The organism is Enterobacter cloacae subsp. cloacae ATCC 13047 (genome assembly GCF_000025565.1).
GTDB lineage: Bacteria > Pseudomonadota > Gammaproteobacteria > Enterobacterales > Enterobacteriaceae > Enterobacter > Enterobacter cloacae.
In genome coordinates, this window is record NC_014121.1 from 191,670 (window position 1) to 209,418 (window position 17,749).

Annotated in this window: 14 protein-coding genes; 8 read left to right on the forward strand and 6 right to left on the reverse strand. The window is 55.1% G+C overall.

From position 1 onward, the window contains the following. Window positions 1-13: 13 nt before the first annotated feature. Window positions 14-2,143, reverse strand: coding sequence for an alpha-amylase (locus tag ECL_RS00945; RefSeq protein ID WP_013094958.1), 2,130 nt, complete (start codon window positions 2,141-2,143; stop codon window positions 14-16). Between the two features lie 314 nt (window positions 2,144-2,457). Here ECL_RS00945 and ECL_RS00950 point away from each other — a divergent pair, with 314 nt between their 5' ends. Beyond that, a complete protein-coding gene (locus ECL_RS00950) occupies window positions 2,458-3,282 on the forward strand; it encodes a protein bax (RefSeq protein WP_014830204.1) in 825 nt (274 codons plus the stop codon). A 37-nt stretch (window positions 3,283-3,319) separates the two neighbouring features. Here the strand turns inward: ECL_RS00950 and xylR are convergent, their stop codons facing one another. The 4 genes from xylR to xylF form a co-directional block, all read right to left on the reverse strand. Continuing rightward, window positions 3,320-4,498 (reverse strand): D-xylose utilization transcriptional activator XylR, encoded by a 1,179-nt coding sequence (gene xylR, locus ECL_RS00955; protein WP_013094960.1) that lies wholly within the window; start codon window positions 4,496-4,498, stop codon window positions 3,320-3,322. A 33-nt stretch (window positions 4,499-4,531) separates the two neighbouring features. Then, entirely contained in the window at window positions 4,532-5,713 is a 1,182-nt protein-coding gene (gene xylH, locus ECL_RS00960) for a xylose ABC transporter permease XylH (protein ID WP_013094961.1), read from the reverse strand. Next, entirely contained in the window at window positions 5,691-7,232 is a 1,542-nt protein-coding gene (locus ECL_RS00965; protein WP_013094962.1) for a xylose ABC transporter ATP-binding protein, read from the reverse strand. The genes xylH and ECL_RS00965 overlap by 23 nt, the downstream gene beginning before the upstream one ends. A gap of 72 nt (window positions 7,233-7,304) precedes the next feature. Then, the gene (gene xylF, locus ECL_RS00970; protein ID WP_013094963.1) at window positions 7,305-8,297 is read right to left on the reverse strand and encodes a D-xylose ABC transporter substrate-binding protein; all 993 of its coding nucleotides are present in this window, start codon (window positions 8,295-8,297) and stop codon (window positions 7,305-7,307) included. Window positions 8,298-8,667: 370 nt separating this feature from the next. Between xylF and xylA the strand changes: the two genes are divergently transcribed. The 4 genes from xylA (at window position 8,668) to ECL_RS00990 (ending at window position 13,067) form a co-directional block, all read left to right on the forward strand. Then, window positions 8,668-9,990, forward strand: coding sequence for a xylose isomerase (xylA, locus tag ECL_RS00975; protein ID WP_014830210.1), 1,323 nt, complete (start codon window positions 8,668-8,670; stop codon window positions 9,988-9,990). Window positions 9,991-10,049: 59 nt separating this feature from the next. Further along, window positions 10,050-11,504 carry a xylulokinase gene (gene xylB, locus ECL_RS00980; RefSeq protein WP_013094965.1) on the forward strand — a complete coding sequence of 485 codons (1,455 nt, stop codon included), beginning with the start codon at window positions 10,050-10,052 and terminating at the stop codon, window positions 11,502-11,504. Window positions 11,505-11,607: 103 nt separating this feature from the next. Beyond that, window positions 11,608-12,147: an isochorismatase family protein gene (locus ECL_RS00985; RefSeq protein WP_013094966.1), complete on the forward strand. Its 540-nt coding sequence runs from the start codon at window positions 11,608-11,610 to the stop codon at window positions 12,145-12,147. Next, entirely contained in the window at window positions 12,147-13,067 is a 921-nt protein-coding gene (locus tag ECL_RS00990) for a GlxA family transcriptional regulator (RefSeq protein WP_013094967.1), read from the forward strand. Before ECL_RS00985 ends, ECL_RS00990 begins: the two co-directional genes overlap by 1 nt. On the opposite strand, the gene ECL_RS00995 is transcribed toward ECL_RS00990, so the two are convergent. Beyond that, complete coding sequence (locus ECL_RS00995; RefSeq protein ID WP_013094968.1) at window positions 13,060-14,055, reverse strand: acyltransferase; 996 nt, start codon at window positions 14,053-14,055, stop codon at window positions 13,060-13,062. The two genes, ECL_RS00990 and ECL_RS00995, sit on opposite strands and share 8 nt — an antisense overlap. A gap of 183 nt (window positions 14,056-14,238) precedes the next feature. Between ECL_RS00995 and ECL_RS01000 the strand changes: the two genes are divergently transcribed. The 3 genes from ECL_RS01000 to glyS all read left to right on the forward strand — a co-directional run bounded on the left by ECL_RS01000 (window position 14,239) and on the right by glyS (window position 17,695). Then, window positions 14,239-14,544 carry a YsaB family lipoprotein gene (locus ECL_RS01000; RefSeq protein ID WP_013094969.1) on the forward strand — a complete coding sequence of 102 codons (306 nt, stop codon included), beginning with the start codon at window positions 14,239-14,241 and terminating at the stop codon, window positions 14,542-14,544. Between the two features lie 160 nt (window positions 14,545-14,704). Beyond that, window positions 14,705-15,616: a glycine--tRNA ligase subunit alpha gene (gene glyQ / locus ECL_RS01005; protein ID WP_003860141.1), complete on the forward strand. Its 912-nt coding sequence runs from the start codon at window positions 14,705-14,707 to the stop codon at window positions 15,614-15,616. 9 nt (window positions 15,617-15,625) lie between these two features. Then, the gene (glyS, locus tag ECL_RS01010) at window positions 15,626-17,695 is read left to right on the forward strand and encodes a glycine--tRNA ligase subunit beta (protein ID WP_013094970.1); all 2,070 of its coding nucleotides are present in this window, start codon (window positions 15,626-15,628) and stop codon (window positions 17,693-17,695) included. The last annotated feature ends 54 nt before the right edge of the window (window positions 17,696-17,749 follow it).

The window sequence follows — 17,749 nt, forward strand, 5'->3', positions numbered from 1 at the left end:
CGGATTTGTGGTTTTATGTGGCGGGTGTGGATTTTTGTAGTGAATAGTTCTGATGAGTGCCCCTCACCCCGGCCCTCTCCCCGTGGGAGAGGGAGAAAACCGCGATGAGGGGGCTATTGGTTCCCGCCCAGACGACCATGACCTTATCGCCATCATGTTCACGTACGAATCCATACCCCTCTTTCAGCGAAAGCGTGGTTTGCTTGCCTTCACCTATCGCCGGATGGCGGGCGCGGAACTGACCCAGCGTTTGCCAGTGGGCGACGGTTAACGCCTGTTTGCCCGTCACATCCTGCCAGTTCATATCCGAGCGTGTTCCCTGCAGAGGGTCGGAACCCGTCGGCCCGAACGGACGCTCTGATTCATCCCCATAATAGATTTGTACGCTGCCTGGCGCTAACAGCAGCAGTTCTGCCGCGCGCTGGCCCCCTTCGCGGAACAGGCGGGTGTCATGCGAAGAGAGATAGCTCAGGACGTTAAAGCTTTGCAGTTTTTCCGCCATCTGCTGCCAGGTCAGATCGATATCGGCCAGGCAGTTCACCGCTTTTGCCGCCTGCTCCTGATAATCGAAGTTAATCATCGCATCGAAGCCGTGGCGGTAATAATCGCTCTGCATGACCCCGTGGCCCCAGGATTCACCCGTCATCCAGAACGGCGCATTGTCGAGTTTTTTGTCCGGGTGAGCACCTTTCCAGGCCGCCAGCGCCTGGCTTGCCTGGTCCTTCAACTGCTGCCAGGCCGCCAGTTCCACGTGTTTTGCCGTATCAACACGGAAACCGTCAATGCCATACTCGCGTACCCACTGGCTGAGCCAGTGGGTCAGGTAATCGCGCGGGGTGTATCCCGGGATAGCTTTTGCCTGGGTATCGGGCTTGTGCTGATAAAAGTTTGGCAAACCGGACGGCGTGGTGGATTCCGTTTTCAGGTCGGGTAAAAACGCCAGTGACATGGTCAGGTCGTCAAAGCCCGGGTTGTCGTAATCGCCAATATCGGTGCGGATCCATTTATTACCCCACCATTTTTCCCATGCGGCTTTATCGCTGAAGTTGATGTAATCATTAAAGCTGTGCCAGCTTTGTCCCGTGCCCGGCTTCCAGTCGGTCCAGCGTGCACCCAGCGTTTTCTTCAGCTCATCACCTTGCAGATAGAGTGCGCCAAACTGGTACTCCTGCATGTCGGCAAGCGTTGCGTAGCCCACATGGTTCATGACGATATCGAACAGAATGCGGATGCCGCGCTTGTGCGCTTCATCGACGAGATGACGTAAATCATCTTCGGTGCCCATGTTGGCATCAAGCCTGGTCCAGTCCTGCGTGTAGTAACCATGGTAGGCGTAGTGGGGGAAATCGCCTTTGGTGCCACCGCCGACCCAGCCATGGATCTGCTCAAGCGGGGAGCTTATCCAGAGCGCGTTTACCCCCAGTTGCTGCAGATAATCAAGCTTGCTCGCAAGCCCTTTCAGATCGCCGCCGTGGAAAGTGCCAATCTCCTGCATGCCGTCTTTGTGGCGGCCATAGCTATTGTCATTCGTGGGGTCACCATTCACGAAGCGGTCGGTCAGCACGAAATAGACCGTAGCGTTTTGCCAGCTAAACGGCGCGGGTTTGTCGGTTTCGGCGCGCTCAAGCAGCAGCAGGCCGTTGCTGTTGGCGGCAGGCTGAAGGGTAATTTTTCCCTGCTGCACCGTCGCGGTTTGTTTGCTGTAGAAATCTCGCACCACGGAGCCTTCCGGGAAGGTGTTTCCCACCTCCAGCGTCAGGGGTTTTCCATCCCATTTTGGGCACTGGCGGATAACGTTTGCCACCGGTTGTTCTGCTGCGCTCTTGATGGTCAGCATCAGGGTTGGCGTGCCGGAACGGGTATCGACACGCATCTGGTATTCTCCGTCGCGGAACAGACGCCACTGCGGCGGCGTGCCGTCACACGGTTTGAGCGACAGCATCTCGTTGAGTTTTATCGCTTCTGTTGGCTGCCAGCACGTGTTGTCAAAACTCACTGTTAAAGGACGCGTACCCTTCGCAAGCTTTGCCTGGCTGGTGAACATTCCGGTGCCTTCGGCGCTGAACGCGTTAAATCCCGGCGATGACCAGTCAGCGTGTGCCAGTGCGGGTAACATCAGAAAAGCTACGGCGGTGCGTTTCATTCCATCTTCCTGTCGCGGCATTTTTGACCAGTGTGCCATCAGGTGAGGCGTAAAAACTCATCCCCCGGCGCTTTCTACAAGGATGACGCGAGAGGATGAGTGATCCCGCGCAAAATTAGGTAGTTATCTGCGAGATCGCACACAAATTTTCAGAATTGATGCTTAAGTGAGCACGTTTCAGGTGACATAGTTTCGGAATTGGACTATTTCTATACGTGCTCTTGAAGTCTATTTTTGATATGATTTGAGATTCCGCTCTCAAATTTGTGAAAAAAATAAGGTGTTGGAATGTTTATATCCGACCAGGAGACCTAATGATATCGACTCCCATTCGACGATATGGGGCCGCGATACTCATGTTACTCACCACGACATTTTCGGGTGGGGTGCTTGCAAAGACGCACACGGATACAACGAGTAAGAAAGCCCACGTAATAAAGACGACAAGCAGTAAGGTTAGCAGTAAACAAGAGTATTCTCGCAATAGTGCAAAGAGTAGTTCACTTCCTGATTTGCGAAAATACCCTTCCGGAACACCAAGGAAAAAAGCGTTTCTCCGGACAGTAATGCCTTACATCACAAGTCAAAACGCCGCGATTACGGCAGATCGTAACTGGTTGATCGCCAAACAGTACGATAGCCGCTGGACGCCGTCCGAGCGCGCGCGCCTGAAAGATATCGCAAAGCGCTACAAGGTAAGCTGGAACGGTAACACCCGTCGTGTGCCGTGGAACTCGCTCCTTGAGCGTGTCGACATCATCCCGGGCAGCATGGTTGCGACAATGGCTGCAGCCGAAAGTGGCTGGGGCACCTCGAAGCTGGCGCGCAACAACAACAACCTCTTCGGCATGAAGTGTGTGAAGGGGCGTTGTAAAAATGCGCCGGGCAAGGTGAAGGGCTACTCGCAGTTTGAATCGGTGAAAGACTCAGTAAATGCCTATGTGGTAAACCTGAACACCCATCCGGCCTACTCGTCGTTCCGTAAGTCACGCGCACAGCTGCGTAAAGCGGATCAGGAAGTAACGGCCAGTACGATGATCCACAAGCTGAAAGGTTATTCCACCCAAGGTCAGCGCTATAACAACTATCTGTTTGCGATGTACCAGGATAACCAGCGACTTATCGCCGCCCATATGTAATCCCAATAACGCCTTCAACTGGAAGGCGTTTTCTTTTCTACATCATGACTTCGCTGTGGCGTTCCCGATACTCTTTCGGCGTGTTGTCATACTCTTTACGAAACACCGAATAAAAATACTGCAGCGACGGGTAGCCGCACATCTGCGAGATTTCGTTGATCGACAGCGACGTGGAGATGAGCAAACTGCGCGCTTTCTCCAGCTTCTCTGCGTGAATGACCGCATGAATGGTTTCGCCCACTTCCTCTTTAAAACGCTTCTCCAGATTTGAACGGGAAATACCCACCGAATCCAGCACCTGATCGACCTTGATACCTTTGCAGGCGTGGTTGCGGATAAAGTGCATCGCCTGAATGACTGCCGGGTCGTTTAAGGAGCGGTAATCCGTTGAGCGACGTTCTACCACGCGAACCGGGGGAACCAGCAGGCGCTGAAGCGGCAGGGATTCGTTATCCAGCAGACGATGCAGTAATTTTGCGGCCTGATACCCCATCTGTCGGGTGCCCTGCGCCACTGAGGAAAGGGCCACGCGAGAAAGGTAGCGGGTAAGCTCTTCGTTATCGATGCCAATCACGCACAGTTTCTCCGGCACCGGAATGTGCAAATGTTCGCAGACCTGCAATACATGGCGCGCACGGGCGTCCGTCACGGCAATAATGCCGGTTTGCGGCGGCAGCGTCTGCAGCCAGTCAGCCAGACGGTTTTGCGCGTGCTGCCAGTTTTCCGGCGCGGTTTCCAGCCCCTGATAGACCACGCCGCGGTACTTCTCCTGGGCGACTAGCTGACAAAAGGCGTGTTCGCGCTCAACGGCCCAGCGTTTGCCGCTGGAGGCTGGTAAACCATAGAACGCAAAGCGATGGACGCCTTTCTCCTTTAAATGCAGAAACGCGCTTTCGACCAGCGCATGGTTATCGGTGGCGATATAGTGGACGGGAGGATAGTGTTCGGGCGAATGGTAAGAGCCGCCGACGCCCACAATCGGGACGTCGACGTCAGTCAGTAACTGCTCAATGACCGGGTCGTCATAGTCAGCGATGACGCCATCGCCCAGCCAGTCTTTGATGTTCTCGAGTCGGGTGCGGAAATCCTCTTTGATAAAGATATCCCACTCAGATTGCGACGCCTGCAAATATTCACCAACGCCCTCTACCACCTGTCGGTCGTAAGCTTTGTTGGCATTGAATAACAACGTAATGCGGTGACGCTTTTCAAACATGGCTCGCTTCCCAAATAAGTCACAATACGGTTATCAGGTACGCCGCTTGGTGGCAGAGTCCATCCAGACTGCCAGCAAAAGAATGGCCCCCTTGACGATATACTGCCAAAACGTCGGGACGTCCATCATACTCATCCCGTTATCCAACGAAGCCATGATAAATGCCCCCATCACCGCGCCCGCCACGCTGCCGACACCGCCTGCGAGGCTGGTACCGCCAATGACGCAGGCGGCGATAGCATCCAGCTCGGCAATGTTTCCGGCAGACGGGGAACCCGCTCCGAGACGCGAGCTGAGGATCAACCCGGCGATAGCAACCATCAGGCCGTTGATGGCAAAGACCGCCAGTTTGGTGCGCTCTACGTTAATGCCTGACAGACGGGCGGCCTCAAGGTTACCGCCGATGGCGTAAATACGGCGGCCAAACGCGGTGCGCGTGGCCATAAACATGCCGCCCAGCAGCAGGAGGGCCAGCAGGAGAACTGGCGTAGGCACGCCGCGATAGTCATTCAGGAGCCAAATCGCGCCGAGCACGATCACCGCAGTCAGTGCCTGACGTCCCACCACGGATGTTGATGGGGAGGAGGCCAGCCCCAGCGACTGACGGCGCATACGGCCACGCCACTGCCAGACCACGAACGCCAGCAGCCCGACCACGCCGATGGTAAAGCCCATGCTGTCGGAGAGGTAGCTCTGACCAATCTGCGACATGGCGGCGCTGGTGGGAGAGACGGTGGTGCCGTTGGTGATGCCAATCAATACGCCGCGGAAGGCCAGCATTCCTGCCAGAGTAACAATGAACGACGGGACCTTCCGGTAGGCAACCCACCAGCCGTTCCAGGCACCCAGCACCAGACCTAATACCAGCGTCACCGCCACGGTCAGCGGCAGCGGCCAGCCGAGCCAGACGTCAAAAATGGCCGCGACGCCGCCGAGCAGGCCCATCATCGACCCCACCGACAGGTCGATTTCCGCCGAAATAATGACGAAGACCATGCCCACGGCCAGAATGCCGGTGATGGCAGTCTGGCGCAGCAGGTTAGAGACGTTACGCGCGCTCAGGTAGGAGCCATCGGTCATCCAGGTAAAAAACAGCATGATGGCGATAATTGCCGCGATCATCACGAATACCTGCAGGTTCAGCGCTTTTAACCCCGCGAATGCGCCGGGCGTCTGAACAGCGACTTTGATATCAGACGGATTGCTTTTCGACATGACGTTCGCTCCTTAAAGCGGCTTCCATCACCTGCTCCTGCGTCAGGTTCTGGTTAATCAGATTGGCTTTCAGTTTGCCCTCGTGCATGACCAGCACACGGTCGCTCAGGCCGAGCACTTCGGGTAATTCAGAGGAGATGACAATGACGGCGATCCCTTGCTGTACAAGCTGATTAATCAGTTTGTAGATTTCGTACTTCGCACCGATATCAATGCCGCGCGTCGGCTCATCCAGGATCAAGATGCGTGGATTGAGGAGCAGACAGCGCGCCAGAATGGCTTTTTGCTGGTTGCCTCCGCTCAGGCGTCCAATGGCCAGTTCCGGTGAGGATGTTTTCACTTTGAGGCGGGCGAGAGATTGCAAAATGCACTGCTGCTCTGCGGCATCATCAAGGCTGCTCAGCGCGCCGGAGAACTGATCGAGTGCCGCGAGCGTGATGTTTTTACCCACCGCCATTACCGGCACGATGCCGTCTTTTTTGCGGTCTTCCGGCACCATGGCAATTCCGTGGGCAATTGCCTGCTGGCAGTTGTCGATTTTCACCGGCTTGCCATCAATATAAACCGTGCCTTCCCAGCGCCCTGGCCAGACGCCGAACAGGCACTGCACGGCTTCAGTACGTCCGGCGCCGACGAGCCCGGCAACACCGAGAATTTCACCCCGGTGCAGGGAAAAGGAGATGTTGTTTACGCGTTTGATATGGCGATTTACCGGGTGCCACGCTGTCAGGTTTTCTACGCGTAACACTTCATCACCCGTTGTGTGAGGTTCATTCGGGTAGAGCGCCGTCAGTTCGCGGCCCACCATCATGGTGATGATGTCATCCTCGCTCATGCCTTCGGCTTCGCGTGTGCCGATGTGTTGACCATCGCGGATCACGCAGATGGTGTCCGAAATGGCTTTGACCTCGTTGAGTTTGTGAGAAATGTAGATGCAGGCGATACCGTGATTTTGCAGATCGCGGATGATATCCAGCAGGACGGCCGTTTCCTGTTCGGTGAGAGAGGCTGTGGGTTCGTCGAGGATCAGCAGCCTGACCTGTTTGTTCAGCGCCTTAGCGATTTCAACCAGCTGTTGCTGCCCCAGGCCCAGGTCTCCCACGCGGGTATCCGGCGAAATGGCCAGACTGACCTGCGCCAGCAGTTTTTCACAGCGTAGCGTCATGGTGTCGTAATCCAGCACGCCGTGGCGCGAAATTTCGGCCCCGAGGAAAATGTTCTCCAGCACGGTGAGATGCTTCACCAGCGCCAGCTCCTGGTGAATGATGGCGATACCCTTACGTTCAGTATCGCGAATGTGGGTGGCCTGAATGACCTCGCCGGCAAAGACAATTTCACCTTCGTAGCTGCCATGCGGATAGATCCCGCACAACACTTTCATCAGCGTCGACTTACCCGAACCGTTTTCGCCGCAGAGCGAAACCACTTCACCAGGATTTAGCCGCAGGCTCACGTTATCGACCGCTTTCACCGCGCCAAAACGCTTGGTGATGCTCTTCATTTCAAGTAAATAAGGCATAACTGCTCCACATGACCCGAGGTAAAAACAGTACAAGTCGATGCGCCCCCGCAGGGCAGGGGCTGCGCTGGATTACAGTTCACTCTTCTTGTGGAAACCGTCTTTGATAACGGTGGCGTCAATGTTCTCTTTATTGACTTCAATTGGCGTGAGCAGGCGTGCCGGCACATCTTTCAGACCGTTGTTCAGCGTCGCGTCGGCTTTCGGTTGTTTACCGTTCCCCAGCTCTACGGCGATCTCTGCAGCCGTGTTGGCCAGTTCAGTGATGGGCTTATACACCGTCATGGTCTGGGTGCCCGCAATGATGCGTTTTACACCGGCGAGATCCGCATCTTGGCCTGAAATGGCCACTTTCCCGGCCAGCCCCTGCGCGCTCAGCGCCTGAATGGCACCCCCGGCGGTGGCGTCGTTGGAGGCGACGACGGCATCAATTTTGTTGTTATTCGCGGTTAGCGCGTTTTCCATAATTTTCAGCGCGTTTTCAGGCAACCAGCCGTCCGCCCACTGATCGCCAACCACTTTAATCTTGCCGCTGTCGATATACGGCTTGAGGACTTTCATCTGGCCTTCACGGAACAGTTTGGCGTTGTTATCCACCGGTGAGCCGCCCATCAGGAAATAATTGCCCTGCGGCACTTTATCGACCAGGCTTTTTGCCTGCAGTTCACCCACTTTTTCATTGTCGAACGAAATATAATAATCAATGTCCGCATTATTAATCATGCGATCATACGCCAGAACTTTAATCCCTTCTTGCTTCGCTTCTTTCACGACGTTACTTAATACCTGGCCGTTATAAGGGATAATGACCAGTACATCAACGCCACGGTTAATCATATTCTCAATTTGCGACATCTGCGTTTCTTCGTTGCCATTTGCAGACTGCACAAACACACTTGCGCCAAGTGATTCCGCTTTTTTAACAAAAATATCGCGATCTTTTTGCCAGCGCTCCAGACGCAGGTCGTCAATCGCCATGCCAATTTTGACCTCTTTGGCATGTCCTGCAAAGCTTGCAAGGAGGAGAGTAGTGCAGAGCGTTAGGGTCAGGTTCTTTATCTTCATAATTATTAGGCCTTTTGTAGGGGTATGTGTTGCTGAGATAAAAGAAACATTCACTGCTTAGACGCAGCAAATTTTTAACGCGGAAAGGCGGGCTGGCAATTACAGATTTTTATCTTCTCATTACGATATTTGGTTTATTTCTGAATTTATGACCGCGATCGGATTTTAAAATACGTAAGGTCTTAATTACATTTGATTATGGAATCTGCGCCGAAAAATAGTTTGCTTGCGCATTATTTTGCGAGCCAGCGCACAGTTGCGCATTCTCTCAATAGCAGTGTGAAATAACGTAATTGAGCAACCCAAAATGTCTATTCACTATTACTCCTGTATCAACGACTCGCCGCATACCCTGATTATGGAGCTCAATATGCAAGCTTATTTCGACCAACTCGATCGTGTTCGTTACGAAGGCCCGAAAACGACCAATCCTTTAGCATTTCGTCACTACAACCCGGATGAGCTGGTGCTGGGTAAGCGCATGGAAGATCATCTGCGCTTTGCCGCCTGTTACTGGCATACCTTCTGCTGGAACGGCGCCGATATGTTCGGTGTGGGTTCCTTTGACCGTCCGTGGCAACAGCCGGGAGAGGCTATCGAGCTGGCGAAACGCAAAGCGGATGTGGCATTTGAATTCTTCCACAAGCTGAACGTGCCGTATTACTGCTTCCATGACGTGGATGTGTCGCCGGAAGGCGCATCGCTGAAAGAGTACCTGAACAACTTTGCGCAGATGGTGGATGTGCTGGCGGCGAAGCAGCAGCAAAGTGGTGTGAAGCTGCTGTGGGGCACGGCCAACTGCTTCACGAACCCTCGCTATGGTGCCGGGGCAGCAACAAACCCGGATCCAGAAGTATTTAGCTGGGCGGCCACGCAGGTCGTGACCGCAATGAACGCCACGCATCAGTTGGGCGGCGAGAACTATGTTCTGTGGGGCGGCCGTGAGGGTTATGAAACCCTGCTGAATACCGATCTGCGTCAGGAGCGCGAGCAGATTGGCCGCTTCATGCAGATGGTGGTTGAGCATAAGCATAAAATCGGTTTCCGCGGCACGCTGCTGATTGAACCGAAGCCACAGGAACCAACCAAGCACCAGTACGATTACGACGTCGCGACCGTGTACGGCTTCCTGAAGCAGTTCGGCCTGGAAAAAGAGATTAAAGTTAACATTGAAGCCAACCATGCCACCCTGGCGGGTCACTCTTTCCATCACGAAATTGCGTCTGCCATTGCGCTGGGCATCTTCGGCTCGGTCGATGCTAACCGTGGTGATGCGCAGCTGGGCTGGGATACCGACCAGTTCCCGAACAGCGTGGAAGAGAATGCGCTGGTGATGTATGAAATCATCAAAGCGGGTGGTTTCACTACCGGCGGCCTGAACTTTGACGCCAAAGTGCGTCGTCAGAGCACCGATAAATACGATCTGTTCTACGGCCACATCGGCGCGATGGATACCATGGCGCTGGCGCTGAAAGTCGCTGCGCGCATGATTGAAGACGGTGAGCTGGATAAACGTGTCGCGAAGCGTTATAGCGGCTGGAACAGTGAGCTGGGCCAGCAAATTTTGAAAGGCCAGTTATCGCTTGCGGAAATCGCGAAGTACGCTGAACAACATCAGCTGGCGCCACAGCACCAGAGCGGACACCAGGAACTGCTGGAAAATCTGGTTAATCACTATTTGTTCGACAAGTAAAAACGTAGGCCCGGTAAGCGGAAGCGCCACCGGGCATTTCTGTCAAAGGAGCCACCACAATGTATATCGGGATTGATCTTGGCACATCGGGTGTGAAAGCCATCCTCTTAAGCGAGCAGGGTGACGTGTTGGCAACGCAGACTGAAAAACTGCAGGTTTCGCGTCCGCATCCGTTATGGTCGGAACAGGATCCGGAGCAGTGGTGGCAAGCGACGGATCGCGCAATCAAGGGGTTAGGTGCCCAGCACAGTTTGCGTGAGGTCACCGCGCTGGGTATCGCCGGACAGATGCACGGCGCTACGCTGCTGGACAGCCAGCATCGTGTGTTGCGCCCTGCGATCCTCTGGAACGATGGCCGCTGTGCGGAAGAGTGCGCGCTCCTTGAAGAGCGAGTGCCTGCGTCCCGTGACATCACCGGCAACCTGATGATGCCCGGCTTCACCGCGCCGAAGCTTCTCTGGGTGCAACGCCATGAGCCGGAGATTTTCCGTCAGGTGGCGAAGGTCTTACTGCCAAAAGATTATCTGCGTTTTCGCATGACGGGGGATTTTGCCAGCGACATGTCCGACGCCGCTGGCACCATGTGGCTCGACGTGGCGAAACGCGACTGGAGCGAGGCGATGCTGGATGCCTGTCATCTCACCCGTGAGCATATGCCCGCACTCTTTGAAGGCAGCGAAATTACCGGCACCTTACAGTCCGCCGTTGCGGAACGCTGGAACATGCCTGCTGTGCCGGTGGTGGCTGGCGGCGGGGATAACGCGGCGGGCGCCGTGGGTGTCGGCATGGTTGATGCGGGCCAGGCCATGCTGTCTCTCGGCACCTCTGGCGTCTATTTTGCCGTCAGCGACGGATATCGCAGCAACCCGGAAAGTGCGGTGCACAGTTTTTGCCATGCGCTGCCAGGAAAATGGCATTTGATGTCGGTGATGCTCAGTGCAGCTTCTTGCCTGGACTGGGCGGCGAAGCTGACCGGGATGGCCGATGTTCCGGCATTGATTACCGCAGCACAGCAGGCGGATGAAAACGCTGGTACCGTCTGGTTTTTACCGTATCTCTCCGGTGAGCGTACACCGCACAACAACCCGGAAGCGAAAGGGGTATTTTTTGGCTTAACCCATCAGCACGGTCCTGCGGAACTGGCGCGTGCGGTTCTGGAAGGCGTGGGCTATGCGCTGGCGGATGGAATGGACGTGGTCCATGACTGCGGCCTGAACCCAGCAAGCATCACCCTGATCGGCGGCGGCGCACGCAGCAGCTACTGGCGCCAGATGCTCTCTGATATCAGTGGATTGCAGCTGGACTATCGTACCGGGGGCGATGTGGGCCCGGCGCTTGGTGCTGCGCGGCTGGCGCAGATAGCCATGAACCCGGAAAAACCGCTTTCGCAACTGTTGCCACAGCTCACGCTGGAACAGGCTCATCTGCCCGACGCAACTCGCCACGCGCGATATGCTGAAAGGCGCGATGTGTTCCGCAAAATTTATCAGCAGTTGCTGCCGCTGATGTCATAAGCGTGATTGTCTGTCAGAGGCACGAGGATGTCCTTTTTTGGTCTGTCCGCGTGCCTGTTTCCTCGCCAGTATGTATTTATACCCACTGGCGAGGAGCACCATCATGTCACGTATTGCATTAATCAACATCGATACCCAACAGTCTTTTCATCACCGCGATTACTGGCAGGAGCAAGATGTTCCGGCCTTTGAGCAGGCAATGCTGGGGCTGACAGAAGGCTGCCAGTCGCGCGGTATTCCTGTCGTCGATATTTTCCATGTGGATGAAAAAGGCCCTTTCTCACTGCAAAGCGGCTATGTCAAACCGATGGCCTTTTTACGTCATCAGCCGGATGTGGTTTTCCAGAAACACGTTCATAATGCCTTCACGGATACGGGCCTGGATCGCTGGCTGCGCGAGCGTGATATCAACCAACTGATCCTATGCGGTATTCGCACTGAACAGTGCTGCGAAACCACCGCACGGGTGGCATCCGATCTGGGTTATGCTGTGACCTTTGTTAGCGAGGCAATGCTCACGTTTCCTATGACGTACAAGGGCGTAACCCTTAGCGCTGCGGAAATTCGTCATCGTACCGAAACGGTACTGTCAGGGCGATTTGCCGCGATTAAAACGGTAGCGGAGACGCTGGAGTCACTGTAATGCGCATCGACGTTTGGTTCGTTATGTTGCCCGGGGTGTTGTCATTAGACATGACTGGCCCGGCAGAAACCTTTGTCCTGGCAGGCGATGCGTTTCGTCTGCATTACATTGGCCCGCAACCTGAGGTGCAAACGTCGATTGGTTTGATGATGAGCGGTATCGCGCCATTACCGGAAAGGCTTCCGGAAGGGAGCCTGCTGGTTCTGCCTGGTGTAAGCGACTCCCGCGTTCAGTTTTCTACGCCGCAGGCGATGCAGATCCAGCACTGGCTGATGCGCCTGCAGCCGGCTATTCAGCGTCAGGATATCACCGTGATGTGCGTCTGCTCAGGGGCTTTGCTGGCAGCAAAATCAGGGCTGCTGAACAACCGGCAGTGCACAACGCATCATGAGGTTATCGGCCGTTTACGCGCTGCCGTCCCCACGGCGACGATCAAAGAGAACCGGATATTCGTGCAGGATGAGAATGTCTGGACCAGCGCAGGGATCACCTCGGGTATCGACCTGGCGCTGCATATGATTAACCGTCTGTGCGGGCCAGAAAAGGCGCTGGCCGTGGCACGCGAGATGGTGGTCTGGTTCCGTCGGTCCGGGGACGATCCGCAGCTATCGCCATGGTTACGCTATCGCAATCATCTTCATCCGGCTATCCATCGTGCTCAGGATGCGCTCACCGCAGACCCGCAAAAAGCGTGGAACGTGCCGGATATTGCCGCGCTGGCGCATGTCAGCCCGCGCCATTTAACCCGTCTTTTCCAGACGCATTTGGGGATAAGCGTTCGCGATTACCTGGAGCAGCTGCGTCTGGCGGTGGCGGAGCAGTGGCTATTGCAGGGGCGCGGCGTGGAGCAGTCCTCACTGGCGGCAGGGTTTTCCTCCCCGCGCCAGTTTCATCGGGCCCGACAGCGCGTCGTTAACTGACGAAGCGGCGGGTGTCTAGCTTCTGTAGCAGCATCGACAGCAACAGGCTCACGACCAGTGTGACGGAGAAAATCCAGACGATATCCAGCACTGGCCAGCTTTTGAGTTCAACGCCTCTCGTGCGTAGTGCGTGGATCACCAGCGCGTGAAAACCATAAATCCCCAGCGAGTGCCGCGAGATAAAACCCAGCACGGGAAGAGGGCGCGCGTTCAGGGTGTTTTTAACGAGCGTCAGCAGGGAAACGGCACAAATGAAGACCATCGGCCCGCAGTACAGGTACCATGTATCGGCAAAATTGCCGCGCCATTGCAGCTCATGCAGCGTCCCGCGTGAAATGATAATCACCCCGATGATAAACAACGCGCCACATAGCCAGCTGATACCCCGCTTTTGGGTATCCATCATCCCGATGGCGCGCCCCAGCATGCCGTAGAGCACGTAGTAAAACGTATCGCCATTGATGTAGAGGTTTACCGGTAGCCACTCAAAACCGTCGATTTTCTGTGAGACGGTATTCGGATTGGCGATGATTCCTATCACCACCATCAGCGCCAGAAGCATCTTTCCGCTGACGTTTTTTACCTGAATCAACGGTGATACCAGGTAGATAACGATAATGGCGAAGAAAAACCACAGGTGGTAAAACACCGGCTTTTGCAGCAGATATTTGAGTGACAGGCCGGGGCTAATGGAGGTAAACAGCGTGATGTAAATCAGCGCGACGGCGCTATAAAACCCGAGACACGCGGCGATACGAATAAAATGTCGCGGTTGTGCGCTACGCTCGCCAAAAAAGAGAAAGCCGGAAATCATAAAGAACAGCGGAACGCTGACACGCGACGCGGAGTTGAGAATATTCGCGACATCCCAGTTAACAGGGCTGATACTGTGTGCGTTCGTAACATACCAGGTCGTCGTGTGGATCATCACCACCATCAGACACGCTATTCCTCGCAGATTATCAATCCAGCTAATTTTTGACTGCATCAGTTCCTCTTTTTCCCTGTAAATAGAGTGTGACTGCTATTGTGTAAAAGTCTTTCCTTGGAAAAATCTGAGTTTTATAACGCGGACTTGTCTGGCCATCGCGAGATTCGCAGAATGCCAGACCGTAATCTATAAAAGCTTTGCTACTAAAAATAACAGCCACTGACCGGGTCGGTAATAAAAATGATGATGAAGCGTGTGGGGTCACTCTTTCTGCTGGTGGTACTGGCCGGATGCAGTACGCCTCAGGAAGCACCTGCGCAAAAAGCGCAGCAGGGCAAAATGAGCCCGGAACGTTCGTTGAATATGGAACAGTTGTGTAAAGATCAGGCGGCTCACCGCTATAACCTGGATACCCAGAAAATTGATGTCACCGGCTCTGAGCGTTTTCAGGGCAGCTATGAGCTTCGGGGCCATACCTCTCGTAAAGAGGGCTTTGTCTGCTCGTTTGATGCGGACGGCCAGTTTTTACATCTCTCCATGCGCTAATCTGCTCGCATAATCGACAGCCAGACGCTCGCCGCGTTCTGGCTCGAACGCTTATTTCCCAATTTTCCCTAAACAACCCCGTTTCGTACTGTATATCTTGCAGCCAGCGGGTATACTGGTCCCTTCCATTTAAAACCACACGTATCCAGCACGAAATACTATGCAAAAGTTTGATACCAAGACCTTCCAGGGCCTGATCCTGACCTTACAGGATTACTGGGCTCGCCAGGGCTGCACCATTGTTCAACCTTTGGACATGGAAGTCGGCGCAGGCACCTCACACCCGATGACCAGCTTACGCGCGTTGGGGCCAGAGCCAATGGCAACTGCTTATGTGCAGCCTTCCCGTCGTCCGACCGATGGCCGTTACGGCGAAAACCCAAACCGTCTGCAGCACTACTATCAGTTCCAGGTGGTCATTAAGCCATCGCCAGACAATATTCAGGAACTGTACCTTGGGTCACTGAAAGAGCTGGGTATGGATCCGACCATTCACGACATTCGTTTCGTGGAAGATAACTGGGAAAACCCAACGCTGGGTGCCTGGGGTCTGGGTTGGGAAGTGTGGCTGAACGGCATGGAAGTGACCCAGTTTACCTACTTCCAGCAGGTTGGCGGTCTGGAATGTAAGCCGATCACCGGTGAAATCACCTATGGTCTGGAACGTCTGGCAATGTACATTCAGGGCGTAGACAGCGTTTACGACCTGGTCTGGAGCGACGGCCCGCTGGGTAAAACCACTTACGGCGACGTGTTCCATCAGAACGAAGTGGAACAATCCACCTATAACTTCGAATACGCGGACGTGGACTTCCTGTTCACCTGCTTCGAGCAGTACGAGAAAGAAGCGCAGCAACTGCTGGCGCTAGAGACTCCGCTGCCGCTGCCTGCCTACGAGCGTATTCTGAAGGCCGCCCACAGCTTCAACCTGCTGGACGCCCGCAAAGCGATCTCCGTGACTGAACGTCAGCGCTACATTCTGCGTATTCGTACCCTGACCAAAGCCGTTGCAGAAGCTTACTATGCGTCCCGTGAAGCCCTTGGCTTCCCGATGTGCAACCGAAACAAATAAGAGGCGGCCATGTCTGAGAAAACTTTCCTGGTGGAAATTGGCACCGAAGAGCTGCCACCAAAAGCCCTGCGCAGCCTGGCTGAATCTTTTGCTGCGAACGTGACTGCCGAGCTGGATAACGCTGGCCTGGCGCACGGTAAAATTGAGTGGTTTGCTGCTCCGCGTCGTCTGGCGCTGAAGGTGGCAAATCTGGCGGCGTCTCAGCCGGATCGTGAAGTGGAAAAACGTGGCCCGGCGATTGCCCAGGCGTTCGATGCGGAAGGCAAGCCAAGCAAAGCGGCAGAAGGCTGGGCGCGTGGTTGCGGTATTACCGTTGACCAGGCCGAGCGTCTGACCACTGACAAAGGCGAATGGCTGCTGTATCGCGCTCACGTAAAAGGTGAACGCGCAGAAGCACTGCTGCCAAACATGATCGCCACTTCGCTGGCTAAGCTGCCCATTCCTAAGCTGATGCGCTGGGGCGCGTCCGACGTACACTTCGTGCGTCCGGTACACACCGTGACCCTGCTGCTGGGCGACACCGTTATTCCGGCGACCATTCTGGGCGTGGCGTCCGATCGCGTCATTCGCGGCCACCGCTTTATGGGCGAGCCAGAGTTCACCATCGACAATGCCGACCAGTATCCGCAGATCCTGCTGGAGCGCGGTAAAGTCATTGCTGACTACGAACAGCGTAAAGCCAAAATTAAAGCGGACGCAGAAGAAGCGGCGCGCAAGATTGGCGGTAACGCTGACCTGAGCGACAGCCTGCTGGAAGAAGTCACCTCGCTGGTGGAATGGCCGGTTGTGCTGACCGCGAAGTTTGAAGAGAAATTCCTCGCGGTTCCGGCAGAAGCGCTGGTATACACCATGAAGGGTGACCAGAAATACTTCCCGGTTTATGCCAACGACGGCAAGCTGCTGCCAAACTTTATCTTCGTGGCGAACATCGAATCGAAAGATCCGCAGCAGATTATCTCCGGTAACGAGAAAGTGGTGCGTCCACGTCTGGCGGATGCGGAGTTCTTCTTCAATACCGACCGTAAAAAACGTCTGGAAGATAACCTGCCGCGCCTGCAGACCGTGCTGTTCCAGCAGCAGCTGGGTACGCTGCGCGACAAGACCGACCGTATCGCGGAGCTGTCCGGCTGGATCGCCCGTGAAATCGGCGCGGACGTTAACCATGCCACCCGTGCGGGTCTGCTCTCCAAGTGCGACCTGATGACCAACATGGTGTTCGAGTTTACCGACACCCAGGGCGTTATGGGCATGCACTACGCGCGTCACGATGGCGAAGCGGAAGATGTGGCGGTCGCCCTGAACGAACAGTATCAGCCGCGCTTTGCAGGCGATGAACTGCCGTCTAACCCGGTTGCCTGTGCGGTCGCGATTGCCGATAAAATGGATACCCTGGCGGGGATCTTCGGTATCGGCCAGCATCCAAAAGGCGACAAAGACCCGTTCGCGCTGCGTCGTGCGGCGCTGGGCGTGTTGCGTATCATCGTTGAGAAGAACCTGAACCTCGATCTGCAGACTCTGACTGAAGAAGCGGTGCGTCTGTACGGTGACAAGCTGACCAATGCCAACGTGGTGGATGACGTGATCGACTTTATGCTCGGTCGCTTCCGCGCGTGGTATCAGGACGAAGGTTACACCGTGGATACCATTCAGGCGGTGCTGGCGCGTCGTCCAACGCGTCCGGCTGACTTCGATGCGCGTATGAAGGCGGTTTCTCACTTCCGTACGCTGGAAGCGGCATCTGCCCTGGCGGCGGCGAACAAGCGTGTCTCCAACATTCTGGCGAAATCTGACGAAACGCTGAACGAGCGTGTGAACGCCGCGACGCTGAAAGAGCCGGAAGAGATCGCCCTGGCGATGCAGGTTGTGGTGCTGCGTGACAAGCTGGAGCCATACTTCGCAGAAGGCCGTTATCAGGAAGCGCTGGTAGAACTGGCGGAACTGCGTGACGTTATCGACGCCTTCTTCGAAAAAGTGATGGTCAACGTGGAAGATAAAGATCTGCGTATTAACCGTCTCTCTATGCTCGAAAAACTGCGTGAGCTGTTCCTGCGCGTGGCGGATATCTCGCTGCTGCAGTAATGTGCCCGCCGGGCATGTACAGGCTAAAAACCCGCTTCGGCGGGTTTTTTTATG

Bases quoted from the DNA above. Each gene is read 5' to 3' on its own strand.
- ECL_RS00945 (WP_013094958.1), bottom strand. From the start codon at position 2,143: ATGAAACGCACCGCCGTAGCTTTTCTGATGTTACCCGCACTGGCACAC.
- ECL_RS00950 (WP_014830204.1), top strand. From the start codon at position 2,458: ATGATATCGACTCCCATTCGACGATATGGGGCCGCGATACTCATGTTA.
- xylR (WP_013094960.1), bottom strand. From the start codon at position 4,498: ATGTTTGAAAAGCGTCACCGCATTACGTTGTTATTCAATGCCAACAAA.
- xylH (WP_013094961.1), bottom strand. From the start codon at position 5,713: ATGTCGAAAAGCAATCCGTCTGATATCAAAGTCGCTGTTCAGACGCCC.
- ECL_RS00965 (WP_013094962.1), bottom strand. From the start codon at position 7,232: ATGCCTTATTTACTTGAAATGAAGAGCATCACCAAGCGTTTTGGCGCG.
- xylF (WP_013094963.1), bottom strand. From the start codon at position 8,297: ATGAAGATAAAGAACCTGACCCTAACGCTCTGCACTACTCTCCTCCTT.
- xylA (WP_014830210.1), top strand. From the start codon at position 8,668: ATGCAAGCTTATTTCGACCAACTCGATCGTGTTCGTTACGAAGGCCCG.
- xylB (WP_013094965.1), top strand. From the start codon at position 10,050: ATGTATATCGGGATTGATCTTGGCACATCGGGTGTGAAAGCCATCCTC.
- ECL_RS00985 (WP_013094966.1), top strand. From the start codon at position 11,608: ATGTCACGTATTGCATTAATCAACATCGATACCCAACAGTCTTTTCAT.
- ECL_RS00990 (WP_013094967.1), top strand. From the start codon at position 12,147: ATGCGCATCGACGTTTGGTTCGTTATGTTGCCCGGGGTGTTGTCATTA.
- ECL_RS00995 (WP_013094968.1), bottom strand. From the start codon at position 14,055: ATGCAGTCAAAAATTAGCTGGATTGATAATCTGCGAGGAATAGCGTGT.
- ECL_RS01000 (WP_013094969.1), top strand. From the start codon at position 14,239: ATGATGATGAAGCGTGTGGGGTCACTCTTTCTGCTGGTGGTACTGGCC.
- glyQ (WP_003860141.1), top strand. From the start codon at position 14,705: ATGCAAAAGTTTGATACCAAGACCTTCCAGGGCCTGATCCTGACCTTA.
- glyS (WP_013094970.1), top strand. From the start codon at position 15,626: ATGTCTGAGAAAACTTTCCTGGTGGAAATTGGCACCGAAGAGCTGCCA.